This window comes from Schinkia acidoalkalinis, assembly GCF_054301215.1.
The window spans coordinates 818,436-845,248 of record NZ_CP182573.1 but is presented as its reverse complement, the minus strand read 5'-3'; the positions used below and the strand labels follow the sequence as shown (position 1 = coordinate 845,248).

At 36.6% G+C, this 26,813-nt stretch carries 28 protein-coding genes and 1 riboswitch; of the genes, 17 read left to right on the top strand and 11 right to left on the bottom strand.

Annotated elements, in window-relative coordinates:
- Positions 1-190: 190 nt before the first annotated feature.
- Together ACNQFZ_RS04335 and ACNQFZ_RS04330 are read left to right on the top strand one after the other, a co-directional pair.
- Positions 191-2,110, top strand: coding sequence for a putative bifunctional diguanylate cyclase/phosphodiesterase (locus tag ACNQFZ_RS04335; protein ID WP_458414128.1), 1,920 nt, complete (start codon positions 191-193; stop codon positions 2,108-2,110).
- Positions 2,111-2,151: 41 nt separating this feature from the next.
- Positions 2,152-4,212 (top strand): methyl-accepting chemotaxis protein, encoded by a 2,061-nt coding sequence (locus tag ACNQFZ_RS04330; RefSeq protein ID WP_458414127.1) that lies wholly within the window; start codon positions 2,152-2,154, stop codon positions 4,210-4,212.
- 43 nt (positions 4,213-4,255) lie between these two features.
- Here the strand turns inward: ACNQFZ_RS04330 and ACNQFZ_RS04325 are convergent, their stop codons facing one another.
- Positions 4,256-4,408: a hypothetical protein gene (locus tag ACNQFZ_RS04325; RefSeq protein WP_458414126.1), complete on the bottom strand. Its 153-nt coding sequence runs from the start codon at positions 4,406-4,408 to the stop codon at positions 4,256-4,258.
- 379 nt (positions 4,409-4,787) lie between these two features.
- Positions 4,788-4,892: riboswitch (SAM riboswitch) on the top strand.
- 93 nt (positions 4,893-4,985) lie between these two features.
- On the opposite strand from ACNQFZ_RS04325, the gene ACNQFZ_RS04320 reads away from it, so the two are divergent.
- Both ACNQFZ_RS04320 and ACNQFZ_RS04315 read left to right on the top strand, forming a co-directional pair.
- Entirely contained in the window at positions 4,986-6,785 is a 1,800-nt protein-coding gene (locus tag ACNQFZ_RS04320; protein ID WP_458414125.1) for a PLP-dependent aspartate aminotransferase family protein, read from the top strand.
- A 74-nt stretch (positions 6,786-6,859) separates the two neighbouring features.
- Complete coding sequence (locus tag ACNQFZ_RS04315) at positions 6,860-7,057, top strand: hypothetical protein (protein ID WP_458414124.1); 198 nt, start codon at positions 6,860-6,862, stop codon at positions 7,055-7,057.
- 172 nt (positions 7,058-7,229) lie between these two features.
- Here ACNQFZ_RS04315 and ACNQFZ_RS04310 read toward each other — a convergent pair whose 3' ends face one another.
- The gene (locus ACNQFZ_RS04310; RefSeq protein ID WP_458414123.1) at positions 7,230-7,403 is read right to left on the bottom strand and encodes a hypothetical protein; all 174 of its coding nucleotides are present in this window, start codon (positions 7,401-7,403) and stop codon (positions 7,230-7,232) included.
- 313 nt (positions 7,404-7,716) lie between these two features.
- On the opposite strand from ACNQFZ_RS04310, the gene ACNQFZ_RS04305 reads away from it, so the two are divergent.
- Together ACNQFZ_RS04305 and ACNQFZ_RS04300 are read left to right on the top strand one after the other, a co-directional pair.
- Positions 7,717-7,917 (top strand): hypothetical protein, encoded by a 201-nt coding sequence (locus tag ACNQFZ_RS04305; protein WP_458414122.1) that lies wholly within the window; start codon positions 7,717-7,719, stop codon positions 7,915-7,917.
- A gap of 102 nt (positions 7,918-8,019) precedes the next feature.
- The gene (locus ACNQFZ_RS04300) at positions 8,020-8,319 is read left to right on the top strand and encodes a hypothetical protein (protein WP_458414121.1); all 300 of its coding nucleotides are present in this window, start codon (positions 8,020-8,022) and stop codon (positions 8,317-8,319) included.
- Between the two features lie 43 nt (positions 8,320-8,362).
- Here the strand turns inward: ACNQFZ_RS04300 and ACNQFZ_RS04295 are convergent, their stop codons facing one another.
- The 4 genes from ACNQFZ_RS04295 to ACNQFZ_RS04280 form a co-directional block, all read right to left on the bottom strand.
- The gene (locus ACNQFZ_RS04295; RefSeq protein ID WP_458414120.1) at positions 8,363-10,516 is read right to left on the bottom strand and encodes an AAA family ATPase; all 2,154 of its coding nucleotides are present in this window, start codon (positions 10,514-10,516) and stop codon (positions 8,363-8,365) included.
- Positions 10,517-10,633: 117 nt separating this feature from the next.
- Positions 10,634-11,431, bottom strand: coding sequence for an HAD family hydrolase (locus ACNQFZ_RS04290; protein WP_458414119.1), 798 nt, complete (start codon positions 11,429-11,431; stop codon positions 10,634-10,636).
- Between the two features lie 68 nt (positions 11,432-11,499).
- Positions 11,500-12,126 (bottom strand): NUDIX hydrolase, encoded by a 627-nt coding sequence (locus tag ACNQFZ_RS04285; RefSeq protein WP_458414118.1) that lies wholly within the window; start codon positions 12,124-12,126, stop codon positions 11,500-11,502.
- Positions 12,127-12,231: 105 nt separating this feature from the next.
- Positions 12,232-12,408 (bottom strand): small, acid-soluble spore protein, alpha/beta type, encoded by a 177-nt coding sequence (locus ACNQFZ_RS04280; protein ID WP_458414117.1) that lies wholly within the window; start codon positions 12,406-12,408, stop codon positions 12,232-12,234.
- A 230-nt stretch (positions 12,409-12,638) separates the two neighbouring features.
- Here ACNQFZ_RS04280 and ACNQFZ_RS04275 point away from each other — a divergent pair, with 230 nt between their 5' ends.
- Both ACNQFZ_RS04275 and ACNQFZ_RS04270 read left to right on the top strand, forming a co-directional pair.
- Entirely contained in the window at positions 12,639-13,574 is a 936-nt protein-coding gene (locus tag ACNQFZ_RS04275; protein ID WP_458414116.1) for a cell wall hydrolase, read from the top strand.
- A 114-nt stretch (positions 13,575-13,688) separates the two neighbouring features.
- Positions 13,689-14,180, top strand: coding sequence for a hypothetical protein (locus ACNQFZ_RS04270; RefSeq protein ID WP_458414115.1), 492 nt, complete (start codon positions 13,689-13,691; stop codon positions 14,178-14,180).
- 47 nt (positions 14,181-14,227) lie between these two features.
- On the opposite strand, the gene ACNQFZ_RS04265 is transcribed toward ACNQFZ_RS04270, so the two are convergent.
- Positions 14,228-15,364 (bottom strand): M20 metallopeptidase family protein, encoded by a 1,137-nt coding sequence (locus ACNQFZ_RS04265; RefSeq protein ID WP_458415304.1) that lies wholly within the window; start codon positions 15,362-15,364, stop codon positions 14,228-14,230.
- 225 nt (positions 15,365-15,589) lie between these two features.
- Between ACNQFZ_RS04265 and ACNQFZ_RS04260 the strand changes: the two genes are divergently transcribed.
- Both ACNQFZ_RS04260 and ACNQFZ_RS04255 read left to right on the top strand, forming a co-directional pair.
- A complete protein-coding gene (locus ACNQFZ_RS04260) occupies positions 15,590-17,071 on the top strand; it encodes an ATP-binding protein (protein ID WP_458414114.1) in 1,482 nt (493 codons plus the stop codon).
- A 98-nt stretch (positions 17,072-17,169) separates the two neighbouring features.
- Positions 17,170-18,324: an aminotransferase A gene (locus ACNQFZ_RS04255; protein WP_458414113.1), complete on the top strand. Its 1,155-nt coding sequence runs from the start codon at positions 17,170-17,172 to the stop codon at positions 18,322-18,324.
- A gap of 90 nt (positions 18,325-18,414) precedes the next feature.
- Here the strand turns inward: ACNQFZ_RS04255 and ACNQFZ_RS04250 are convergent, their stop codons facing one another.
- The 3 genes from ACNQFZ_RS04250 to ACNQFZ_RS04240 all read right to left on the bottom strand — a co-directional run bounded on the left by ACNQFZ_RS04250 (position 18,415) and on the right by ACNQFZ_RS04240 (position 19,362).
- Positions 18,415-18,786 carry a YppG family protein gene (locus tag ACNQFZ_RS04250; protein ID WP_458414112.1) on the bottom strand — a complete coding sequence of 124 codons (372 nt, stop codon included), beginning with the start codon at positions 18,784-18,786 and terminating at the stop codon, positions 18,415-18,417.
- A gap of 70 nt (positions 18,787-18,856) precedes the next feature.
- Entirely contained in the window at positions 18,857-18,967 is a 111-nt protein-coding gene (locus ACNQFZ_RS04245) for a DUF6254 family protein (RefSeq protein WP_458414111.1), read from the bottom strand.
- Between the two features lie 62 nt (positions 18,968-19,029).
- Complete coding sequence (locus ACNQFZ_RS04240) at positions 19,030-19,362, bottom strand: YolD-like family protein (protein WP_458414110.1); 333 nt, start codon at positions 19,360-19,362, stop codon at positions 19,030-19,032.
- Positions 19,363-19,560: 198 nt separating this feature from the next.
- On the opposite strand from ACNQFZ_RS04240, the gene ACNQFZ_RS04235 reads away from it, so the two are divergent.
- From ACNQFZ_RS04235 to ACNQFZ_RS04225, 3 genes are all read left to right on the top strand, one after another.
- Entirely contained in the window at positions 19,561-20,925 is a 1,365-nt protein-coding gene (locus tag ACNQFZ_RS04235; RefSeq protein WP_458414109.1) for a TrkH family potassium uptake protein, read from the top strand.
- Between the two features lie 133 nt (positions 20,926-21,058).
- Entirely contained in the window at positions 21,059-21,244 is a 186-nt protein-coding gene (locus ACNQFZ_RS04230) for a hypothetical protein (RefSeq protein WP_458414108.1), read from the top strand.
- Positions 21,245-21,854: 610 nt separating this feature from the next.
- Entirely contained in the window at positions 21,855-22,058 is a 204-nt protein-coding gene (locus ACNQFZ_RS04225) for a hypothetical protein (protein WP_458414107.1), read from the top strand.
- A gap of 61 nt (positions 22,059-22,119) precedes the next feature.
- Here ACNQFZ_RS04225 and ric read toward each other — a convergent pair whose 3' ends face one another.
- Positions 22,120-22,821, bottom strand: a complete 702-nt coding sequence (ric, locus tag ACNQFZ_RS04220) for an iron-sulfur cluster repair di-iron protein (RefSeq protein ID WP_458414106.1) — start codon at positions 22,819-22,821, stop codon at positions 22,120-22,122.
- Positions 22,822-23,288: 467 nt separating this feature from the next.
- On the opposite strand from ric, the gene ACNQFZ_RS04215 reads away from it, so the two are divergent.
- Genes ACNQFZ_RS04215 through ACNQFZ_RS04200 form a run of 4 tightly spaced genes read left to right on the top strand, consistent with a single transcriptional unit; the run spans position 23,289 to position 26,729 of the window.
- Entirely contained in the window at positions 23,289-24,104 is an 816-nt protein-coding gene (locus ACNQFZ_RS04215; RefSeq protein WP_458414105.1) for an electron transfer flavoprotein subunit beta/FixA family protein, read from the top strand.
- A gap of 15 nt (positions 24,105-24,119) precedes the next feature.
- Positions 24,120-25,148 carry an electron transfer flavoprotein subunit alpha/FixB family protein gene (locus tag ACNQFZ_RS04210; RefSeq protein ID WP_458414104.1) on the top strand — a complete coding sequence of 343 codons (1,029 nt, stop codon included), beginning with the start codon at positions 24,120-24,122 and terminating at the stop codon, positions 25,146-25,148.
- Positions 25,141-26,436: an FAD-dependent oxidoreductase gene (locus ACNQFZ_RS04205; RefSeq protein ID WP_458414103.1), complete on the top strand. Its 1,296-nt coding sequence runs from the start codon at positions 25,141-25,143 to the stop codon at positions 26,434-26,436. The genes ACNQFZ_RS04210 and ACNQFZ_RS04205 overlap by 8 nt, the downstream gene beginning before the upstream one ends.
- Positions 26,436-26,729, top strand: coding sequence for a ferredoxin family protein (locus tag ACNQFZ_RS04200; RefSeq protein ID WP_458414102.1), 294 nt, complete (start codon positions 26,436-26,438; stop codon positions 26,727-26,729). Before ACNQFZ_RS04205 ends, ACNQFZ_RS04200 begins: the two co-directional genes overlap by 1 nt.
- Positions 26,730-26,813: the final 84 nt, after the last annotated feature.

Below are 26,813 nucleotides of genomic sequence, written 5' to 3'. Positions count from 1 at the left end.
AACATCATTTCTATAATAGCTCTTCTACATTATACAAAAAGAATGTTGTCAAATCGTGACATAAAATCAACAATTATTAAACTATTGTTTAAAATTAGTTGCGCCATGGTATATAATGTGACTAATATATATGAATATATCTCTATTAATTAACCCTTGTCGTTCATCGTTAGAAAGGTTGTGTGGGGTAATGGCTAAGGCAAGGAACGATGTACATGTTCACTATAAAAACGGGATAAAATTTGCGGTTATTTTTACAACCATTTATTTTGTTATCGGAATAATTGGAATCTCCTTTGTAGATTTATTTATCCGCGCTCATCGGGAATGGTTTTTTTTATTAATTACAACGGCAATTATGTTTTATATTTCGCTAAGGTTCGTCTACCGTGATCGTGAACAAATTAAAGTACTGGTAAAACAGCAATTTGAACTAAAAATTTATAAATCTATTTTTGATCAGATGAATGAAGGCCTGCTCATTACCAATAAACATGAAAAAATCTTATCCGTGAACCCATCATTCACCGTGATGACAGGGTACAATGAAGATGAGGTTATTGGCAAAACCCCATCACTATTAAGTTCCGGTATCCACTCTAAAGACTTTTACATGAATATGAAAGCAGAATTGGAAAAAGGCGGTCGTTGGCAGGGGGAAATTGTAAATCAAAGAAAAAACGGCCAGATATTCCCTGAGCAACTAAGCATTTCTGAGATTAGAAATATGGATGGAGAGGTCACCAATTATATAGGGGTGTTTACGGATATTTCCCAGCAACGAAAGGTAGAAGGGAAGATTGAATTTTTAACACATTACGATTCTTTTACAAAATTACCGAAATTTAAATTATTTATGGAGCACTTGCAAAATTATATAGAAGATGAAAGTTCGAAAAATAATAGCTTCTCATTAATTATTGTAGACACAGCGAAATTAAAATCATTAAATGCCATGTATGGACATAAAGTCGGCGATGAATTATTGCAAACTTTGGCAATACGCCTCCAAACTAGGTATAAAGGCTTGTTCATGGGTAGACTTAACTCGAAAGAATTTGCTATAATCCACCCACATCTATATTCAGCAGACATGCTAAAAAATGAAGCTGACAACCTTTTACACGAAATAGAACTGCCTTTCTATTACGAGGGAGAGGAGTTTTTCCTTTCGGCAACGATTGGAATTGGCATCTATCCTGCTCACGGAACAACAGCGGATGAACTATATAAAAATGCAACTTTCGCAAAAACAGCTGCAAAGGAAGTTGGTTATAAATACCAGATTTTTGGGAATGAACTTCTAGCCAATGTAAGGAGAAAAGTATTGCTTGAGAAACACTTAATGAAAGCAATCGAGATGAATGAGCTTGAATTGTACTATCAGCCTCAAATTGATATTAAAAATATGAATTTAGTGGGCTTTGAATCATTATTACGTTGGAATCATACTACTCTTGGAATGATTTCACCTGATGAATTTATTCCTTTAGCAGAAGAATCTGGTTTAATCAACGATATTGGTGAATGGGTATTGGAAACGGTTTGTTTACAGATAAAAGAGTGGCATAATAGTGGGGTTTTTATTCCGAAAATTTCAGTAAACTTATCTCCTAAACAATTTCAAAATTCCAATTTATTGAACAGAATCAAACATATTATCAATAAAACAAATGTTCATCCATCTTACATTGAGTTTGAAATAACCGAAAATATGAATCTATTTCAAAATGAATCTGTCATGCAAACACTAAATAGTCTGAAAAAGTTCGGTGCCCATTTATCAATTGATGATTTTGGAAAAGGCCATTCGAATTTAAGCTATTTGCAGAAACTACCGATTGATTCTATTAAAATTGACCGGTCTTTCATCTTTGACCTACCACAAAATAAAAACAATGTTGCGTTAACAAGGGCAATCATTGCCATGGCCCACGAATTGCAATTATCGATTGTTGCAGAGGGGATTGAAACAAAAGAACAACTTGTATTTTTGAATGAGCTCCATTGTGATATAGCCCAAGGCTATTACTTAAGTAAAGCAATGCCAAGTAAAGAGGTCGTGAAGCAATTATCGAAAGTCGAAAATGAATATCGGTTGGCTTTATGACGGTCATCGTTAAATCTTGGTAGGTAACGGAGGAGTTGTTTATGCGCTTAAAAGCAAAATTAATTATTGGTGTGGCAGGGCTGGCAACGGCTATCATCTTAATATGTTCACTTTTTACTTATATAACGGTCAAAAACTTTTCAACAAATATAGAGGGTCTTACAAAGGGTCTCTCGGAGGTAGTGGAAAGTGATGTAAGTGGCTTTTCCGGTCATTATTCGGGAACACTTACCTATCTTGAGGGGAAAAATGTAGTTGACACATTAGATCATATGATTGATTCTATCGAACTTTCATTAAACTCAACTAAAAAAATAACAAATCCAGAAGTTTTAAGGCCTCTTTTTCAAGCATTTGTAACGGAAAATGATTATCTTTCATCAATGTATGCTGCAAATAATAATGGAATCATCGCTTCTTTCTCAAAAGGGACATTAAAGCCAAAACTACAATCTGAAGAATGGTTTCAAAAAGGGAAAGCCCTAAAAGATGGTCAATTTTATATTTCTAATTTGAAGAAAGAAAAAAATGGTACAGAATATATTACAATCAGCACTCCAATATACAACAATCATCAATTATATGGTGTTATCTCAGCTGATTTAAATGCGAACTTTCTAAGTGATTACATTTCGAAAATAAAAGTTGGACAAACTGGATACATCACTTTAATTGGTGCAGATTATTCGGTTATTGGCCATAAGGACTTAAAATTTGTAAAGGAATCTAAGAAGGTAAATGACCTCCCATTTTTTAAAGGAATTGATAAAGGTAGAATCTTGCTAGATGCAAATAAAGTAACCTATCTTCCGCTTGTTCAGGAAAAAACCGGTTGGACTGTATTATCGATTATTCCTCAAGAAGAGGTGTCCTCCTTTACAAAGACAATCGGAACCAATATGAGCAATAAAATTTCCGAAGCCAATTCAGCTACGGCAACCGGCTTATCAAAGCTAGTATCAATTCAAGTTACCGTTGTATTATTATTAATTGCCTTATCAATTGTTTTGAGTTGGCTAATTGCAAGATATTTCGTAAATCCGCTGAATAATGTTTCAGAGTTGATGTCATCTGTATCAAATGGAGACCTTTCTAGTACGTTGCAGGTGAAATCCAAAGATGAAATTGGGATCCTTTTACAGTCAGTTAATAAAACAATTGATAGTTTAAGAGTAATGGTTACCAAAATAAATGCACTTGCGCTGGAGGTAGATAAAAGCTCTAGCGTATTAAAGGAGCAGGCAGAGGTTTCAAGCTCTGTTGCCAAAATTATTAATGATGCAATGGGTGAAGTATCGGTTGGGGCAGATAAGCTTAGTTCTGATATGTTTAATGTGACAAACAATGTTGAGCAAAATGCGAATTCAATTGAATCAATGTCAAAAAGTGTAGCAACGATTGCGGTGCAGGCGAGAAAAACGAAGGAAGCTTCGTCTGATGGTAAATTGGCGATGGAAAAAATGAGGTCTAGTATGGATCTTATCGTGAAACAATCTATTGAATCAAGCAATATTATGAAAACACTGGATACAAGATTAAAGCAAATAAGTGATATTACAAAACTAATTCATGATATTGCCGATCAGACAAATTTACTTTCTCTAAATGCTGCTATAGAAGCAGCTCGAGCAGGTGAGCATGGTAAAGGCTTTGCTGTTGTTGCCCATGAGGTGAAAAAATTAGCGGAACAATCTAGCAACTCAGTTGAAAAAGTTGCTACATTAATATCAGAAATTCAAACTGATTCAACGAAGGCTGTACTAAATATCAATGAAAGCAAAAAGTCAGTAGAAGAGGGCTCTCAAATTGTAAATGACAGTGAAAGAAATTTTCATCAGATTGTTACTTATATTGACGACCTTTCTAATAATATTGAAAGTATTGCTGCCACAGCTGATGAAATTTCAAAACGGAGCAATGATATTTTTATCTCTGTTGAAAGAGTAACGAATATTAGCCAAACGACCACTGCAGGAGTGGAAGAAGTAACTGGGACAACGGATGAACAAATGGACGCTGTTCAAAAGGTGAAGGATATTTCTACCAAACTCCAAGTTTTAACTGAGGAATTGAAACAATCGATAGGACGATTTAAGCTATAAAAGGCTGGCCAAGGGTCAGCCTTTTATAATTTTTGAACTTAGTTTATCTTTTCGTACCGGATTGTGCGCCGCCTTCATTATATTTATTTGCCTGTGTACTTCCAAATTCGTTTCCAAATTCAATATCATGTTGTTTTTGTGTTAATCCGCGCTTATGTTTTTGGTCTGCATCATTTTTTTTATTTCGTTTGGCCAAAAATATCAACTCCATTTCTAATTTTCGTGCTTATTTTTAACTACAAATTCTTTTTTATACTTTCTTATGTGAAATTTTACTAATGTTGAAAAATTGTCAAAAAATAAGCGATTTGCTCGCAAAGGAACCTGCTAAACTAAAAGTAGCAATGAATTATTTAAGTGGGGGTGTATAAAATGGAAGAATGGTCAGTAGTTTTGAATATTTTATTTGTACTTGTTGGTATTATGCTTATTTTATTTAGCGTTGCCGATGTAAATGCTTCACAAAATAACTAATGAATAATTTATGCCCTTAAATTTATTGACGAATCTGAATAATGGATATATAATTCTAGTAAGTTAATCAGTTTTCGTACGATTAAAAACTATATAACTTTAACTTATCAAGAGTGACGGAGGGAACAGGCCCTGTGAAGTCCAGCAACCATCAAGTATGCTTGAAAGGTGCTAATTCCTGCAGGTAATTGCCTGAAAGATAAGGTTGAACGGCAGAAATACCTTTCTTCTTTATCAGAAGAAAGGTTTTTTTTTATTACCTAAACGTAGTTTTCATATCTAATTAGGGGGAATAATACATGACAGAAAGATTCGATACTTATGATTTAGAAACGGTTTTATTACACGGCGGGCAATCACCAGATCCAACTACTGGTTCACGTGCTGTACCAATCTATCAAACTACTTCTTATGTTTTTCATAATACAGACCATGCCCAAAGCTTATTCTCTTTAGATGAAGCAGGAAATATATACACAAGACTTGGTAATCCAACTGTAGATGTTCTCGAAAAAAGAATTGCATTATTAGAAGATGGTGTTGCTGCTGTGGCAACCTCATCTGGTATGTCTGCCATTGCTTTGGCAATTATGAATATTGCTCATGCAGGTGATGAGATTGTAGCAGCTACAAATCTATATGGTGGTACATATAATCTTTTTGCTACAACATTTCCTAAGTACGGTATCAAAGTTGTTTTTGTTGACCCAACAGATCCTGAGAATTTCAGACAGGCGATTACAGATAAAACGAAGGCAGTTTATGGTGAAATCATCGGTAATCCGAGCTTACACGTGCTTGATGTTGAAAGAGTTGCTGAAATCGCCCATGAAGCGGGAATACCGTTAATCGTTGACAGCACATTCGCAACTCCATATCTTTGCAAACCAATTAAATGGGGAGCAGATATCGTTGTTCACTCAGTTACAAAGTGGATTGGCGGCCATGGTACATCCATCGGTGGTATCGTTGTTGATGGCGGACGTTTTAACTGGAATAATCCTAAATTCCCAGGATTTATTGAGCCTGACCCAAGCTACAACGGAATTGTGTACGCAGATGAGTTTGGCACACTAGCGTTTAGTACAAAACTAAGGGTGCAACTGCTACGTGACTTTGGAGCATGTTTGAGCCCACAAAATGCTTTTCAGTTAATAATTGGACTTGAAACACTTCACCTTCGAATGGAAAAGCATGTGAAAAATGCAACTGACATTGCGGAATTCCTTAAAAACCATCCAGCTGTTGAGTGGGTATCCTACCCTGGATTGGAAGAGCATCCTGCCCATGACCTAGCGAAAAAATATTTACCACATGGTGCTGGTTCTATGGTGAATTTTGGAATCAAAGGCGGACGTGCCGCAGGTAAAAAAGTCATTGATAATATTTCCTTATGGTCACATGTAGCCAATGTTGGGGACGCAAAGTCATTGATTATCCATCCAGCATCAACAACACATCAGCAATTATCTGCAGAAGATTTAGTGAAAACAGGTGTAACAGAAGACCTTATCCGTTTATCAATTGGAATCGAATCAGTTCGAGATTTAACGAATGCCCTTGATCGTGCCTTTTATGAAGCAACCGGTATTGGAGCAAATGAAAATGGAAAAGGGGAAGTGGCTGTAAACGATGAGGGTGTGATTCGCTGGTTATTACAATCACCATTTGTTCAAGAAGAAGTGGATGGAAAGGTTGTACAACGTCCAAAACGATTAGCAGTTGTAGGATTAAGCGGCAAACCAGGTCGCCCAAGTTATCGTTTAACTAGAAAAATGCAGCGTCTAGGCTATCAAATTGTTCCAGTCAATCCTAAAGAAACAGAAATCTTGGGAGAAAAGGTTTACCCGGATTTAAAATCCATCCCATTTCCAGTTGACGTTGTTCAAGTGTTTAGAAGCCCGGAAGCAGCTATTGAAGTTGCAAAAGAAGCAATCGAAATAAATCCGAAAATTTTCTGGTTACAAGAAGGCGTTATATCACCTAAGGCTGTTGAAATTGCGAAAGAGGCTGGGCTAGAGGTTGTTCACAATCGCTGTACCTACAAAGAGGCACAACGGTTAAGAGGAAGCATCGTTACTTTTGCTTGCGAACTTTGAGATTAAGTAAGGTAAGGGGATAATTTAAATATCATGAAGCACATTAATAATAAAATATTAATGGAGGCTTATCGATGGCAAAAAATGAAAAGCTAAATGAAGAAGCTGCAATGAATTTAAATTTATCCCAGGCCGATTTGCTAATGGCCAAGGATGTAGTGACGAAGGCCGATTATGTTGGGGCGCAAAAGACGGAGATTGATCAAAAATTCAGCAATGAAGTCGATCGTGAAAAATTGCAAACTTTTGTTGATCTAGGTGACGTATTTTAGAATTCTAATTGAATGGGTAAGATTTGTAGGATGAGTATACTTCTGCAAGTCTTGCTCGTTTTTTTTGAAGGTATATGTGAAGTTTATTTGAAGGATTTATATAGTGGACAAACTGACTGATCGCTCATTTTTATTGTGCACCATGATTGGTGCTAAAAAATCATAAAAAAAATTAATTTTGTTTCTCGAAATATTTTTTAAGCTCAACAAAAGCATGTTCTATTTGGGGGATTCGATCCTTAACATTATCCACATACTGGGCATCATAAATATTAGTGTTTCCCCTTAAAGAATTAGATAAATTTTGCAGTAGTTTAACGACCGTAAAAGTATCTTGAGTATTCAATTTTACAACCTCCTATTAGTACCTGATAATAATTTGTTTGTACACACTTAATTCTATAGAAAAGGTTGCCATAATTCAATAAAAATATTATTCATTGTGAAAAAAGGTACAATTAACTTTTAAAAAATAACTGTATGTTCAATTGTAAACATTTGTAAAAGGAAAGAAATGCTTATTTATCAAGGGTTTTGATAAAAGGTAAAATGTAAGCGTATTAAAAATCGTCATAAAATTGAAAAATATTTTATTATCTTTCATAGCCATTTTACTGTATAATAACATGTGAAATGAGTAAGTAAAGGGAGTTATATTCATGGATGAGTTATTTTCGGTTGGCCAGGAAGTGCAAACGAACGATCTTTATTTTTCTCGTTATGGTCAAGTGATAACTGGTGAGGTAGTAAAGATTGAAAGAGATAAGATCTGGGTAAGAAACCAATATAATACGATATCGGTTATTAATAGTATCTGCCTAGAGTGTATCGTAAATGAAAAAATCGGACTGCTAATTTAAATTAGTAGTCTTTTTTATTGTTCTTACAAGGAATTTTGCTTTTTTGTCGAAGTATTATATAACTACTTTTTTTAGCATAGAAAAAGTGAAAGGATGATCGAAGTGATTATAAAGAAAAAGCTCGATGCTATACAGTTTCTAGAGGAGTTTTCAAACTTCGTGTCCTATGATTATGAAAGGCAAAAATATTATTTTGTATTTCATGATAAGGAACGCGGTGGTCAATATACACTTATGAAAAAGGATGGAAGGTGGTCCATTCATGGGAAAGGTGAAAGCTATTGTGATGAAGGGGAAACCATGATGGATGATTATGATCGCCTTTTAAATTTTATATGGAAACATCGTAGCAAAATCAATCAAGAATTAAAGAAAATTCAAGCAGCAGTTGCAAATGTGTAAACAAAAAGCTGCCAGGGTTAATTCCCGGGCAGCTTTCTTTAGCCTATCTTACAACAATTTGTTCATTTTCCACTACAACTTTAATTGTACTGACGTCTGATTTATCTAAAAGTAAATCAGATATTTGATCTTCAATCTGCTCTTGGATTACACGACGTAATGGGCGGGCACCAAAAGCAGGATGGTAGCCAAGCTCAGCTAATTTTTCTTTAGCCTCATTGCTGATTTCAAGTGTCAAATTTTTCTCTTTTAATAGCTGTTTAAGATCATCGAGCATAATATCAACAATTTTCAATAGATGTTCCTTTTCCAAACCTTGGAATTCAATGATGCTGTCAAAACGGTTTAAAAATTCCGGTTTGAAGTATGCGCCTAGTGTATCTAAAATAGTACTTTCAGATAAAGTCTCGGATTCTTGCTTGTCAAAGCCAACTGTTATTTTCTTAGCCCCAACTCCGGCATTGCTTGTCATAATAATGACGGTATCCTTAAAGCTTACTGTTCTGCCTTGGCTATCTGTCAGACGCCCATCCTCCAAGATTTGCAGAAACATATGTTGTACATCTGGATGTGCTTTTTCGATTTCATCCAAAAGGATGATGCAATATGGATTTCTTCGCACTTTTTCAGTAAGCTGTCCAGCTTCATCATGGCCGATATATCCTGGAGGAGCACCGATGATTTTAGAGACTGAATGTTTCTCCATATATTCACTCATATCAAGACGAACTAAGCTATCTTTTGTCCCAAATAATTCCTCTGCAAGTCGCTTCGTTAATTCAGTCTTGCCGACACCCGTTGGTCCGACAAATAGGAAGGATCCAATTGGCCGATTCTTATCCTTTAGTCCGGCACGGCTGCGTTTAATGGCTTTGGCTATCTTTTGGACAGCTTCTTCTTGACCAATAATTTTCGCTGCAAGATTTGCGGCAAGATTTTTCATTTTCATTTGTTCATCTTGCTGAAGTTTTCCAACTGGAATGCCGGTTTTTTCTTCAATTATTTTTTGAATTTCGCTTACATCAACCATCGCTTTTTTCGTTTTGTTCCCGGCTTCCAGCTGCTTTTCAAGCTTAATTTCCTCCTGACGCAATTTGGCAGCTAGTTCATAATTTTCTTCACTTGCAGCTTTTACTTTTTCTTTTGCAATTTTTGCGAGGCGTTCATTAAGCTCTGTTACATCATGGCCTGTATGTTGTAAGTTTACTTTTGAACCGGCTTCATCTAATAGATCAATCGCTTTATCAGGGAGGAAGCGGTCTTGTATATAACGGTGTGATAGGGTTACACAAGCTTCGATCGCTTCATCTGTATAGTTTACATCATGGAAGCTTTCGTATTTCGTTTGAATGCCTTTTAAAATCTCTATCGCTTGTTCTACTGTTGGTTCATTTACGATCACCGGTTGGAAACGACGTTCAAGCGCCGCATCTTTTTCAATCTTACGGTATTCTTTTAAAGTCGTGGCACCAATTAACTGTAGTTCACCTCGTGCCAACGCCGGCTTTAAGATATTACCAGCATCCATAGAACCCTCAGCAGAGCCTGCTCCTACTAATAAATGAATTTCATCAATGAATAAAATAATATTTTTCCGTTTTTGCAGTTCAGTAATCAATTGCTTCATTCGCTCTTCAAATTGACCGCGAACACCAGTGTTGGCGACTAAGCCGGCTACATCGAGTAAATACACTTCTTTATTTAGCAGCTTGTTTGGTACGTTCCCTTCGGCAATTTTTAGGGCTAATCCTTCTGCAATAGCAGTTTTACCCACCCCAGGCTCCCCAATTAAGACAGGGTTATTTTTGTTCCGTCTGTTTAAAATCTCAATAACACGGCTTACCTCTTTTTCACGACTGATGACAGGGTCAATGATGCCGGCTTTAGCCGCATTTGTTAGGTTTCTTCCGAAATGGTCAAGAAATCCATTTCCATGTCTTCCTTGTCCGGGAATATTCTGTTCCTGCATGTTTGTAAAAAATTCTTGATCAGCTTGTCCATAGTTCATGTTCATCTGATTGAATAAATTTTGAAACGGTGCGGCACCTCCCAATGGGTTGAATCCGCTTGGGATTTTAAAGTTGACTTTTTCCTTGTTATAGCAATCGGAACATAGATGTAATTGTTTTCTTTGTTGGTTTAATTGAATATTTAAATGAACTGTAGCTTCTTTTAGATTACAAATTTGGCAATTCATAAAAGAAACCTCCTTAGTGATAATACATTGATTATTGATAGTTTGACTTTGACTATCTTTGACTATTATTAAACCATAAAGGTCAAAAATGGTCAATAAAAAAATAAAGCCAGCAGTTTATTCTGCTGACTTTAACTCGTCCAAAATAGGGAATAATTCATCAAGACTTTTTATTTCATAAGTTGGAGTAACGTCCTTTAGTCTTTCTTTATTATGGCGATTAATCCACACCGTTTTCATACCGGCACGGGTAGCTCCCAGAATATCTGTTAATAGATTATCGCCGACCATTATTACATCCTCTTTATTTAATTCCATCAAATTTAACGCATACTCAAATAATGATGGGTCCGGTTTTCCACGGCCAAAATCACCGGAAATGACGATTTGATCAAAATAAGGTACAAGTTCAGGGGTAATTTTTAATTTAGTGTTTTGTAAGTCCGGTGAACCATTTGTTAATAACAGCAGTTTATATTTTCCTTTTAATTGATCAAGTACAGGAAAAGACTCTTCATACACAAATGGTACAGTACGTCTAATCGCAGGGAACAATTCGCCTAACTCAGACCCAAAATCAGGATCCTTGATACCTAATGCGGCTAATCCTCTTGTCCATGCATCTTTACGGTAGGTAGGTACAACAGCACTTAATTTCTTGAATTCCTCCTGGTCATCTAAGAAATTGCCCCAAAGTCCTTCAAATGGATTAATTCCAATCATTTGCGTAAACGGGTAGGTTTCGTATGTGCTGTATAGGTCTCTGGCTTCTTTGCGGACTGCCTCTTCTAGTAAATCGGCGTCCACATCATATTTTTCTTTCGCTTTTTGACATGTGGCCACAAATGCTTCCTTTACACTTTTCTGGTCCCATAATAATGTGTCGTCTAGATCAAAAAATATTGCTTTTACCATTTTGTTATAACTCCTCTTCCTTTTTTATATATCAAGACTACAATTGAATCATAAATTTGTATATAAGTTTATTTAAAATTTTCGAGAAACTCAGAAAGAATTCTCGCCGTCATTCCCCAAATAACTTTATCTTTATAGCAATAAAAATATTCTTTCATCCCACGTGTACGCCAATTATAATTTTTTCCATTGGGGATAAGATGGTAGGGAAAATCATCTTCAGGCTGAACTAAATAATTAATTTTATAAATTTTCGGTTCGATCTTTAAAAGATAGGAAAGTGGCACAGTAAATATTTCGCCTACTTCTGCTGAATTGGGAGTAATCTCCGCTAAGTCTTTTTCTATCCAACCAACATAGGGATAAATAATTGATTCCGTTGCTGTCACATAATAATCTAAAGGACCTATGACATGAATATCAGTTTCTTCTATTAATAATTCTTCACAAGCTTCTCGAATGGCAGCAGCTTTCGAATTTTTGTCATCTTGATCGATACGCCCACCTGGGAAACAAATTTCTCCCGGTTGGCGTCTTAAATGTTGGGCTCGCTCTTCAAAAATAATCTCAATCGCATCGCCGCTTGTTTTGATTAAGGGTAACAACACGGCAGAATTTTGAAAGGACCTACTGCCTAATACATGGGGCTGATTATTTTTTATTTTTTGAAAACTTGTCTCATAATCCTTTCTCATAGAGTACCTCCTTTTGCAAAAAAATCTTACTATCATTCTAGCATAGAAGGTAAGGAAAGGGTTTTAAAAAAGTGCCTTTTGTGTCAGACACTTTTTAGACAATTTTTATCTTCTATTATTCATGAGTTGCTGTTCAGCAAACTGCACCATTTCTTTTACGATATTGCCCCCGATTATTCCGCCGATTTTGCCGGCATCACTCGCGGTCATTTCGCCGTTATCCCCTTTTTTTAATGGTATTCCCAGTTCGTTTGCAACTTCATATTTGGAATTGTTTCCCATAACTTATCACCTCGTAAAAATAGTTTTTCCTAAGTTTTTATCATTTTAATATTCCTTATAAAGGAAAATACTCCAGTGGTCTACTAGTGAAGTGATATACATACCAATGCTAAACTTAAACAAACATCCAAAATCTCTCGCCATAAAAAAGGATTGAAATATTCAAGCTATTATTAAAAGAGCATCAATTAAGGTCTTGAATATTTACTTCAAATAAAAGAGGTGATGGTATGAAGGTAATGAAGACATTGTTTTTCCTCATAGGATTCGTGATCTTTTTACCGAATAACGCAAATGCAAACCCAGATTATCAAATTTTTGTAAATGATGAACAAGTATCTTTTCAAGAGCCGCTTTTTGTTGAAAATGAACGATTATTTGTTCCAATAAGGTTCGTTGGAGAACAACTAGGAGCGGCTGTTGAATGGAATGGTGCAAAGGAAACAGTATTTATCAAGTCACCCATTCATGATCAATTTCAATTTAATGCAAAATCGAGGCGAGTTTCCATCAATGGCGATGGATACATAATGGATGTTACTCCGATTATTCGGTATGATCGAATGTATCTACCGCTTCGCGCGGTGTCGGAGATGTTGCATTTAAAAGTAAAGTGGACAGATAATAATGCAATTAAATTGAGGTCTGTTCCACTTTATAAGGTGCAAGAGGGTGACAGCTTAGATTCAATCAGCGAAAAGTATAATACAACAGCGGAATTAATTAAAGAAAGAAACCAATTAACATCAAACGCGGTCAATCCTGATACAAATCTTAAAGTGGTCATTCCATATGTAATGAAGAATGAGAACGACGAAGATGTTCAATTATTAGCGAGACTGATTGAAGCCGAAGCAGGGGATGAACCATTTATTGGTCAGGTTGCAGTAGGGAACGTTATTGTTAATCGTATGAATGATAGTCGCTTCCCAAATTCAATTAAAGACGTCATTATGGAACAAGGACAGTTTACACCTGTTTCTACTGGAAGAATCAATGTCGTTAAAGCTAGCCCGAGTTCAATTGATGCAGCTAAAAAAGCTTTGGAAGGGGAAAAGCCTGTTAAGAATGCTGTCTACTTCTTTAATAAAGCAACCACAACAAATGCCTTTTTATTAGCTCGGGAAGTGGTCTTAGATATCGGTCACCATCGCTTTACAAATTAATAAGCAAATTCATCCATAAATGGTTTTGAATTGTGATGTATTTTTTTCATGACTCCTAAAAATTGTGGACATATTATTGGTGTGGGCGAAAACAATTTTTATGGAGGGACAAACATGAAAAAATCGTTGCTTTTCGTTTCAGCTTCTTTGCTATCCATCGGCTTACTGGCTGGATGCGGTACAAATGACAACAACAATGGGAATAATAATAATGGTACCGGTACAAGAGGTGTAAACTATAATAATCGCGGTGTGAATACAGAGAATGTTCGCTACAACATGAACGATCGTCTTGATCCAGGAAATATCCGCTATAATTTAGATAATTACCGTGATGGTAATTTCGGTAATAATAATCGTAATAATGGCGTTGGAACATTCAATAATAACCGCGGTAATAACAATGGTGATGCCGACCTTGTTGATGTGGACTACGATAATGCTGAGCCAGACCCTGGCGAGGAGCCAAATGAAGATCGCAGACCATTTATGGATGGGGCAAATGATGACAACGATGTATTAAATAATAACAATAACCGGAACCGCAATCTTAATGGCAATGGAAATGGTGCCGGTGGCGGTATGAGAACTGGTGGAACGCGATAGATAGTAAAGAGAAGGTGACCTAAAATTTTAGGTCACCTTTTTCTAAATTAATCATTTTTTTCTAAGTAAGTTAATGTTGCGCTTCCTAATGTAGTAGCAGCGATTAGCATAGCACGTTCATCGATGTTGAATTTTGGATGATGGTGGGGATAAGCCGTCTCCCATTCAGGATTCATCGCTCCGGTAAAGAAAAATGTACCTTTTACATGTTGGAGGTAATATGCAAAGTCTTCACCGCCCATGATTGGTGCAACCATACGAACGTTTTTTACACCTGGAACTGCTTTGGCAAGATGAACAAGGAATTCAGTTTCTTGTTCATGGTTTACAACTGGGGGATAGCCCCTTTTATAAGTATATGAATAGGATACGTCAGAGGCTAAGCATACTCCTTTTAGGACGCGCTCAATTTCTGTTTCCATAAAGAGGCGTGTTTGTTCATTTAATGTCCTAACTGTTCCAGATAAGAAAGCAGTATCAGCAATGATATTGTTTGCATTTTGGGCCACAAAAGATCCTATTGAAAGCACGGCAGGATCCAATGGATCGATTCTACGGCTTACAATTTGCTGAAGATACATGACTAATTGTGAACCTATTACAATTGAATCCTTTGATAAATGTGGAAGTGCACCATGTCCGCCTTTTCCTTGGATTTTTATCTCAAATTTATCTGCTGCGGCCATAAATGGTCCGGAGCAATATGTAAGATCACCAAGGGGAATAGTAGCCCAAAGATGGGTACCGAAAATAACATCCACTCCATCTAAACAACCATCCTCTATCATTGCGATGGCTCCCCCTGGTGCAAGTTCTTCAGCATGCTGATGAATAAAGACGATATTTCCAGACAAATCATTTCTCATGCTATTAAGTGCCTTGGCTAAAACTAATAATGTTGCCGTATGGCCGTCATGTCCGCAAGCATGCATTTTACCTGGTAACTTCGACTTATATGGTACATCATTTTCCTCTTGAATTGGCAATGCATCAAAATCTGCCCTTAGTGCTACAGTTGGTCCTGGTCTTTTGCCTTTTAATAGAGCTACTACACCTCGTTTACCAACCTCCGTTCGCACTTCATGTCCTAAGTTTTTGTGGTACTCAGCAATATATTTAGGTGTTTCGACTTCTTCAAATGATAATTCGGGATGTTGATGAAGGTAGCGACGAATCTCTACCATCTCCGGAAATAAATCTTCTAATTTTTTATATAATTCCTTCAAGGGATGAACCTCCTTTTTCTGAAACTCATTAATAATTATATGAACAAATTATAAGTTACTTTCATTATAACAAAGAAGTGGCAAAAAATAGGGGATGAAATTTTCCAATGTTGACAGGAATCATCGTCTACGTTGTAGAATGTAACGTAATAGAAAAAATTTAGAATAGTCGGAGAATTAATTATGAAGCAAATGGGAAATTATAGTGAATTAGAGAGGCAACTTGAATTATTGAATGAAGTACTACGGACCTCAAATAAAAGGCATTATGAGCTATTAGAAAGTATTTCTGATGGTTTTTGCGCTATTAATCGAGCTTGGTGTTTTACATTTATGAATAAATCACTTGAGAATATCTTTAAAAAGTCACGTCAGGAACTGCTTGGTGAAAGCCTCTGGGCAATAATACCAGTAGATTTGCACCCGGGAATTTATCAAAATTTAAATTTGGCCATGAAAGAGCAAAAGGTCGTGAGATTTCAAGAATTTTCTCCAAAATTCAATAAATACTTGCAGTTCAGCGCCTACCCCTCTAAAGATGGGCTTTCTATTTTTGCCCAGGATGTGACTGAGCAGGTCAGAATGATTGAGGCCCTAATCGAAAGTGAAGAGCGTTTTCATCTTCTTGCTAATAATATTGGAGAGGTTTTTTGGATTGCCTCGCCGGATATGGAGGAATGGTATTACATAAGCCCAGCCATCGGCCATATTCTTGGATTTTCCAGTGAAGAGTTTGAAGGGAAATTAGAACAGGTCTGGAAGCAAATTGATCCATGTGACTTGGAAAAGCTTAAGAAAGCTACCGAAGAGATGAAAAAGCATGAGACCATCGTAGAATTTCGCTACAAACAGCAAGATAAACCGATGCAATGGATTAGAGTAAAAGGACTTCCTGTTTTTAAAGATGGGATATTGGAGGTCATCGTTGGAATTACTGAAGATATAAGCAGAATCATAGAACGTGAAGAACTGCTTTCGCGCTCGGAAAAATTATCAACTGTCGGGCAGCTGGCAGCGGGTATTGCACACGAAATAAGGAACCCATTAACATCGATTAAAGGTTTTTTGCAAATTATTAGATCGGAAGGGAGTGCTTCTCCTGCCTATACTAAGATTATGCTCGATGAATTGGACCGAATTGAATCGATTATTAATGAATTTTTATTTTTAGCAAAACCGCAACAGGAAATAAAATTTGAGATTCAACCACTGAAACAGATTTTAGATCAGGTGATTAATTTAATGCAGGCGGAGGCTAATCTGAAAGGGATTGAAATAAAGGTAGAACTGGCGGAACTTGGAACGTTAAAAGTTAAAGGAAATGCCAATCATTTAAAACAAGCTTTCATTAATATTATTAAAAATTCGCTTGAGGCTATCCAAACAAAGGGGACTATTTTGATAAAAGGACAAGTCAATCAACCGCTATCGATGATTTGCATTCAAATTATTGATGATGGACCGGGAATATCACCGGAACGATTAAAAAAACTTGGTGAACCTTTTTTTTCAACAAAAGAAAAAGGAACAGGCTTAGGGCTTATGATTACAAGAAAGCTTTTGGAAGATCATATGGGGGAACTATTATTTGAAAGTGAACTTGGAAAAGGAACAGTTGCCAATGTTTGCCTGCCCTTTTTCGTAGACGAAAAAACTCAACCGTAAAAAAGTTGAGTTTTTTGCCTTTATTGACAAAAATATATTAATATTAAAGATAAGGAATATTTTTGATAGGATATCTTAAATGGAAATGGATGATAAAAGTGGAGCATTTAATTAATCCGAATGTAAAGGATATTCAATTTTCGGGAATTCGTCAATTTTTTAATATGGTTTCTGACTATGAGGATGTCATTTCACTCACGATTGGACAACCTGATTTTTCAACACCTGAAGGAGTTAAGGAAGCGGGGAAACTGGCCATTGATGAAGATTTAACGACATACACTCATAATGCAGGTTTGCTGGCTTTACGTGAAGCTGCAGCACATTTTGTAAAAACTAAATATGATTTACATTATAATCCTGAAGACGAGATTATTGTAACAGCTGGGGCTAGTGAGGCCATCGATATTGCAATCCGGACAATCTTAGAGGAAGGATCTGAAGTCATTTTGCCCGGACCAGCTTATCCTAGTTATGAGGCCTTGATTAAACTAGCAGGGGGGACACCTGTTTTGGTTGACACCCGCGAAACGGGATTTAAGCTGACGAGAAATCAAATAATGGAACATCTAACCGATAAAACCCGATGTGTAATCTTACCGTATCCATCAAATCCAACGGGCTGTACATTAAGTAAAAGTGATTTGAAGGAGATTGCCGATTTACTTAAAGATAAAGATATTTTTGTATTGTCCGATGAAGTGTATAGTGAGCTTGTGTTCACGGGGAGTCATCAGTCAATCGCAAGCTTCCCTGAGATGAGAGAAAAGACGATTGTTGTGAATGGAATATCAAAATCACATTCCATGACGGGTTGGCGGATTGGCTTTGCTTTTGCCCCTGCCTTTTTAACGAAGTATATGCTTAAAGTCCATCAATATAGTGTAGCTTGTGCATCCAGCATTTCACAATATGCAGCAATTGAGGCATTAACAAAGGGAATGAACAGCGCTCTTTCAATGAAACATGAATACATGAAACGAATGCATTATGCTTTTAAACGTTTAAATTTTTTAGGATTTGATGTTCAGCAGCCAACTGGTGCTTTTTATATGTTTCCATCAATCAAACGCTTTAATATGTCTTCCTTTGATTTTGCAACTAAGCTATTGCAAGAAGCGGGTGTTGCGGTTGTTCCTGGTGCTGCTTTTTCAAAGTATGGAGAGGGCTATGTACGGCTATCCTACGCGTATTCAATGGAAACACTCGAAGAGGGCTTAAATCGAATCGAGAAATTTGTTCAAACAATTTAACTTCGTTAAAAAACAATATTCCATAAGCCATTTATTAGTGGAATCCGGTAGCAATAATTGGCTTATGGAAAAAATTCGTTTACATTACATTTATTGAATCTTTGCTAAAAAGGACCCAAATGATTTAACGAGAGGGCTAACCTGCTTCACAGTATTCGTAATTTGGCCGAATGTGGACACCATTTTATTTACATCAAATTTCCCCTTATCATCATGGAAATATGAAAGCAGTGTGTAGATAGGTGGTTGTGGTAGTTGATTATAAAATGGTCCTGGATAAGGACTTACTGGATAGTAATTCGGTTTGTAAGGGAAAGGTTCATTCCCCAACTGATGGTGGGTGGGGGCCCCTCCTGGCAAAACATCCGATTTTCCATCCATCATGTGATAATCAATCGGACCTTGCCAAATGGGTTGGTTGTTATTTGGGTCCCAGCTATACTGATTATACCTATAAAACACAATAACACCTCCTAATAAATCTATATAATTACATTATGTAGATTCATTTAGGTGGTGTTTGTTTACGAATTTATTCTTTTTCAGTCGATAGTTCTTTAAAAGATTTTATTTTCTCATGACCATTTTGAGCTTCTTTCCGTTTTCTGAATTGTCGCTCTTGTTGTCTTTTGGATTGTGTCACGTCTATTCATCCCCTTGATATTGATTTATTTTCACTTTAGTTATTTGAGACTTGTGTGTGATTTATACTGCAAGTTCTACTTCCAAAATACGGTTTGTGTTAATATTGATTTTTTCTCCTTGCAGGGTAGATAAACATAATACACAATTGTACGGATTGATTTTACTTATATGGCCGATTTGGTTGAGATAGGTGCCATTTTCATAATAAATAATCTTTACTGATATATGATTAGTGATGGCGCGGGTAAGTATAAGATTGATGGTTTCAATCTGCTGCTCGTCTACTGTCCGTTCTGGAACCTTCTCACCATCCTCCCAAAGCTTTCTAATTTGTTGAACATGTTCTGGAAGCATCAGCGCTGTCCATTTTATCGTACCGCGGTCTTTGATCACAATGATTCTCCTTCCGCCTTTTTTTAGTATCACATTTATTATATACGAAAATATGTTCCTGTAAAAGAGCATACGTTCTTATTTTGTGAAAATGTCTTGATGCAGATCCCAGTGAGTAATTGACATTTTAGCTGGACAATGTAAACTAAGTAGCATAATGGTGGAAAAGACACGGTTCATTCAATTAAGGAGATTTTTATGCCGTTTGCATTAGAAAGAAAACGAAAAAAGAATGTAATAAGGTTAACATCTGTTCAGTTAATTGTTTTATATTACATAAGTGCTGTTCTATTTTCAACACTGCTCTTGAGTTTGCCGATTGCCCATAAACCAGGGGTGTCATTAAGTTTCATTGATGCTCTTTTTACAGCGGTCAGCGCCATAAGTGTAACAGGATTGACAGCTGTATCAATATCCGATACATTCAGTGTAACGGGTTATTTTATATTAATGTTCGTTATGCAGTTCGGCGGGATTGGCATAATGGCGTTAGGAACATTTATTTGGTTGATCATGGGGAAGAAAATTGGTTTTAAAGAGCGGCTCTTAATTATGACAGACCAAAACCAATCAACATTTGCAGGGCTTGTCTACCTAATGAAGCAGATTCTGTATTTAATTGTTTTGTTTGAGTTGATTGGTGCGGTAATCTTGGGCACATATTTTATAAAATATTACGAAACATGGCAAGAAGCGTATTTACACGGTTTGTTTGTGTCTATTAGTGCGACAACCAATGCGGGATTTGATATAACGGGGGCATCATTAATTCCATTTGCCAACGATTATTTTGTGCAATTTATCACGATGATTCTGATTATCTTAGGTGCGATTGGCTTTCCGGTTTTGATTGAAGTAAAGCATTATTTAACACATAAAGGCAAGTATCCATACCACTTTTCATTATTTACGAAGATTACAACCGTTACTTTTTTTGCCTTGGTTGTTTTTGGAACTTTGATTTTCCTGTTATTGGAGTGGAATCTTTTTTATGAAGGGAAAAAGTGGCATGAAGCGTTCTTTTTGTCCTTATTCCAATCTGTAACGACAAGAAGTGCCGGTTTTTCGACCATGGATGTTTCACAATTTTCAGAGCCGACATTGTTGTTAATGGCGATTTTAATGTTTATTGGAGCATCGCCATCAAGCGTTGGCGGCGGGATTCGGACAACTACGTTTGCGATTACATGTTTAAGCATTTATTTTTATGCGAAAGGCAGAAACACAATCAAAGTATTTAAACGAGAAATTGATCCAATGGACATTTCGAAAGCCTCCATTGTCGTTACTACTGGATTTATTCTCTGTAGTACAGCAGTTATTATTTTGTCCTTTCTTGAATCAGTGCCGATTTTATCAATCATATTTGAAGTGGCATCAGCATTCGGAACATGCGGTCTATCCATGGGAATTACGCCTGATCTCGGCACGGCCAGTAAATTAATTCTGATTGTTTTAATGTTTATCGGAAGAATTGGTATCTTTTCATTTCTATTTTTAATTCGCGGTCAGGAAAAAGAAGAAAGTTATCATTTTCCAAAGGAAAAAATTATTATTGGTTAATTGAAACAATGGAGCTGTGGAAACAGCTCTATTTATATTGGATATTTGTGAAACACCGGCAACTGACTATTTCTGTATTTGCGTTAATCTATTATAATGAAAGTAGGTAAGATAAGTAAGGGGGGTTTGTCAGATGCTTAGGGCTACAGTGAAAAAAGATGATTTTGAAAAGCAAGACGAACAGTCCGACAAGAAGAAGCTTCGTTTAGGGAAAAATGTAAAAAAAGCGTTGAAGGAATACTTACGTGATTATAAAGGTCATGGCAGTCGTCCTTTATTTCCTTCCCCTAAAACCGGGAAAGAGCCGCTGGGAGATTAAGAATATAAAAGGTAGTAAAAAGCTGCAAATATGTATGCAGCTTTTATTTTTGTTCGGAATTTCCTTGTTTTTATGTCAACGCTTTCAAAAAAATGACACATTTTTCTAGAAAAAATTATAGGAAATGGTGTTGACTAAATGAGCATTCGGGTTTAAAATTATCAGAAAATAAAGATAAATTAAAAACCAAAATTCAGGAAGGAAGAGACAGGATGGCAAATACAGTTGAGGTAAAACCTGAGGAGCTACAAAAGGTAAAAGAAGAAGAACAGTCTGTAATCCAATACATTTGTGACCTATACAATAACCACTAATATTCGCTATGCACTTGGCTCTCTTTAAAAGTAGAGAGTCAATAATTTCAGCTTAAATGTAAGCGCTTTTACTAAAAAATCACATACATTAATTATACCACTTTTCAAGCAGTCTGTTTCCAAAATTCTGTTTTGTAACAGAATGTTTTATATTTTTTGCCGCATTTGTGAAAACATTCACATTTAATGGTATTAAAAAATAGACAAGCATATAATGAAATTGTAGAAAACAAATACAATAAACAATAACAAAACAAAAAATATATAGTGAATAAATGAAAGGTGGCGCATTCATTATGGCAGGTACAGCTGTACTTTACCGTAATAAGCAGGAGGTTATCGTTTTAGAAGAGGTCAAAAAGGAAACCTTGGAGGAAATCAAACAACAATGTGGGTGTACAGATTGTAATTGCACTTTAAATAATCGCAAGGTTAATTTGGGAGAAGTAGAGATTGTTGGATTTAAAGAGGACAAGGTTGACTGGGATTACGGCTACTAAAAAGTTTTGATAATAGAAGTAGGCATGAGTATATACTCATGCCTACTTCCATTATTGACTACTAATTTAAAAAACGTGGGAATAGAATATTATTTTCTTTATGGACATGAATAAACATATCAGCTTCAAGTGCTTCTAATCTTTGGAATGTTGTTGTATAAGTCATACAAGCATCAGCTGGAAGTGTGTAATCATTTGTAAGGTCACGGATCAGCTTTAATAAATCACCAGCTTTGTCATGCTCTTTTTCAAGTTCAATAATCGCTGCTTTTACCTCTTCGAGTTTTTCAGGTGTTGGGTCAGCTTCGTATGACTTAATTGATGGGAAGATAACTTGGTCTTCTTTGATAATGTGCTCCATTAATTCTTTACTTAAATCATGATAATGATTGTATACATCACCAAGATAAGGATGATTTGCACCATGTACACGATAAATTTTTGTAACGAGTTGTCCAAGCATTGGCAGCTCATCAGCTAGGAAGGCATGATGTGTTTGCATAACATGGTCAATAAGATTGGCACTAGATACTTCCTGCCAATTTATTGTTTCAGTATTCATTTCCTGCATTTTTGTATAGGCGGTGTTTAGAGCCTCTAGGATTTCTTCTTCGTTTAAGTTCTTTTCAGTAACTGCCTCATGCAAAGGGCGATTGCCACCGCAACAAAAATCAATTCTATATTTTTTAAATAAGTCGGCAGCTTGTGGAAAATGGGTAACGATGTCTCCAACAGTCATCGTGCTTGTTATGGTTAATGACATAATCATGTACCTCCTAATAATAGTCTATATAAACTATATAATAACTTTTTCACTGTAGGAGTGATGCAAATCACATTGAAGTGATGGCGATTTTATTAGATTAAAAAAATGTTTAAAAAAATTTTAAAAAAATTCGCAAATTTGTCAAAAATGCCCTTTAAAAAGTTTGTGAATAATTGTACAATATAAAATATATAATATAATAGTTCAATATTTTTACCTTGTAAATAGTGTGAATACAGGAAACTATTGTAGGAGTATAAAGTTTAAAGGTAGAATTATTGTACAAATACTCTCTACATTACTGTTGCTGCTGTTTGGATTTATGGGATGAATGAAAACGCTTGCGAAATTTGTTTGGGGTTATCTAGAGTTTAGAAAATTAATTTCAAACTCTTGTAATATAACATTTTGCTACAAGTTTCACCTAAAAATAGTGTGGTTTATTTGAGAGGAGTGTGTTTCTTTTGCACATCGTTGTTTGTGTAAAACAAGTTCCGGACACAAAAATCATCAAGGTTAATCCAAAAACGAACACATTGGACCGACGTGGCGTTCCTGCTATCTTGAACCCATATGATGGTCATGCAGTTGAAGAGGCTGTTCGCATAAAACAACAGGTTGGTGGAAAGGTTACGGTTTTATCGATGGGACCTCCACAGGCAACAGAAGTAATCAAAAAGAGTATTGAAATAGGTGCAGATGCAGGTTATTTAATAACGGACCGCCGTTTTGCTGGTGCAGATACATTAGCTACCAGCTATGCATTATTCAACGCACTTCAAAAGATTGCAAAAGAAGATCCTATTGATCTTGTACTTTGTGGCTTACATGCCATCGATGGAGATACAGGACAGGTTGGACCTGGAGTTGCTAGACGTTTAAATATTCCACCTGTTACAAAAGTAATAAAAATTGAAGAAGTAAATGAAAAGGGGAAATACATTAAGGTTCAACGGAAAATCGAAGATGGTTATGAAGTGATTCAAGCACAGTTGCCATGCTTACTTACAGTTGAAAAAGAAATTAACGAAATTTCCTATTCACCAATGCCAAATATGATTAAAGCAGCAAGATATGAGCCGGTTATCTGGACCGTTGATGATTTTGAGGGCGTAGATATTGCCCAACTTGGGTTAAAAGGTTCACCAACGGTTGTTGGGAAAATGTGGGCTCCAAAGCCGCCTGAAAAGGCTAAAATACTTGAAGGCAGTTCAAGCGAACAGGTTAAGGAAATCGTAGCGACAATCTTTGCTGAAAAGAGTGAACTTTTTCAACAGTAAATAGGGGGGTAAACTATGAGTGAAGAATATAAAGGCGTCTGGGTATTTATTGAGGAGCGCGATGGAGAGATTGCCGGCGTTTCCCTTGAACTTTTAGGTGCAGGTCGTGATTTGGCAAATAAACTTGATGTACCGCTCGCGGGTTTTCTGTTAGGTGATAATATTAAAAACTTAGCACAGGTTTGCTTCGAATATGGCGCAGATGAAGTTTATTTAATTGATGATCCGATTCTCAAAAACTATCGAACAGAGCCATATATGCACGGTGTGAGTCTTCTAGTCCGTAAATATAAACCTGAAATTATTCTATATGGTGCAACTTCCAATGGTAAAGATTTAGCAAGTGCGATTGCTACAGACATTAGCACGGGCTTAACAGCAGATACAACAATGTTAGATGTTGACTTGGAAAATAGATTATTTGAAGCAAGCCGACCGGCTTTCGGTGGAAACATCATGGCCACTATTCTTTGTAAAAAACATCGCCCACAAATGGCAACCGTTCGGCCTAAGGTAATGAAGGCGTTAGCTCCAGAAAAAGGACGTACAGGAATAATTATTGAGGAGCAATTAGGCCTACAAGAAAGTAGTCTTCGTACAAAGGTTTTAGAAATTGTGAGAGATACTACGAAAAAAGCCAACTTGGCCGACGCCCATATTATTGTTGCCGGCGGTAAAGGTATGGGAGACGAAAAGAACTTCCACCTCCTTTATGAATTTGCAGATGTGGTTGGTGCAAGTGTAGGCGGAACTCGTGACGTTGTTGAAGCGGGCTGGCTTGACCATCATTTACAAATTGGTCAGACAGGTGAAACAGTTTCACCAAAAATTTATTTCGCATTTGGAATTTCCGGTGCTATTCAGCATGTAGTTGGTATGAAGAACTCAGAGCTAATCATTGCTGTAAATAAAGACCCTAACGCAGCTATTTTCGATGCTTCACATTATGGAATTGTTGGTGATGCAATGGAGATTCTTCCACTATTAATTCAAGAATTCAAAGCAGCGTTAGCTAATACCGGAGGTGTAGTCGAGCATGTCTGAGAAATTTGATGTCATCGTTGTAGGTGCAGGCCCTGCAGGTTCAGCTTGTGCCTATACAAGTGCCAAAGCGGGATTAAAAGTATTATTAATTGAACGCGGTGAATACCCTGGTGCCAAGAACGTAATGGGTGGTATTTTATATAGAAAGCAATTGGAGGATATTATTCCTGAATTTTGGAAGGATGCACCGCTTGAACGGCCAATCGTAGAGCAGCGGGCATGGTTGATGGATAAAAAATCATGTGTTACAACGAGCGTGAAAAATGAAGAGTGGGGTGAAGCACCTTATAATTGTTTCTCAGTACTTCGTGCCAAGTTCGACCAATGGTTTGCGAATAAAGCTGTTGAAGCTGGTGCTTTGCTAATTAATGAAACGGTAGTATTAGAATGTATTGTTGAAAATGGCAAAGTTGTAGGCGTTCGCACTGACCGCCCGGATGGGGAAGTATATGCTGATGTTGTAGTTCTTGCAGATGGTGTCAACTCCCTTCTAGCAAAACAACTAGGCTTTCACAAAGAGCTTCGCCCTGATGAAGTTGCCCTTTGTGCCATGGAAGTTATTAATCTTCCAAAAGATGTAATTAATGACCGCTTTAATGTTGGGGATAACCAAGGGGTTGCTATTGAAATCTTTGGTGAAGCTACGAAAGGGAATTTAGGTACCTCTTTCATCTATACAAATAAAGAAAGCATCAATATTGGTGTTGGTACAACTTTATCAAGTATGATGAAAGAAAAAATTAAACCATATGAGCTTTTGGAATATGTAAAAAACCATCCAATGGTGAAGCCGTTAATTAAAGATGGTGAATCCGCCGAGTACTTGGCTCATTTAATTCCGGAGGGCGGCTACAATTCTATTCCAAAATTATACGGTGATGGGGTGCTAGTAGCTGGTGATGCAGCCCAATTTGTAAACGGCATTCACCGTGAAGGATCCAATATGGCGATGACATCAGGTAGACTTGCAGCTGAAACGATTATTGAAGGAAAACGAAATGGGGATCTTTCTGAAAGAGCACTAAGTAAATATCGTGAAAAGGTAATGGATAGCTTCATTGGTAGGGATTTGGAGAAATATAAAGACACTACCCATACATTTGAGACAAATCCGCAGTACTTTAAAGAATATATTCCATTAATGAATAAAGCAGCGAGTAGCTTCCTATCAGTAGATGGAACACCAAAACGTGACAAACAAAAAGCAGCCATTCAAACAATGATTGGTAGTAAAGGTAAGCTTGCTGTTGCGAAAGACCTATACCGTGCGTGGAAGGTGATGAAATAATGGCTAAAGACGCTAAGACAATTGAGGAAAAACAGTATTTAGTCCGTTATAAAGCCGATTCAAAATCCCATTTAACCGTATTGGACCATGATATTTGTGCAACAAAATGTCCAGATAAAATTTGTACAGTATTCTGTCCTGGTGAAGTGTATAAATGGGAAAAAGAAGGCCGTATGTTTGTAGGTTATGAGGGCTGTCATGAGTGTGGAAGCTGCCGCATCGGATGTCCTCACCAAAATATTAAATGGGAATATCCTAAAGGCGGACATGGCATTATATTTAGATTGGCATGATATCAGATTGAAAGAAAACACCCGATGGGTGTTTTCTTTTTGGTGAAATGCATACAATTAAATGACGGAAATTACCAAAGGGGG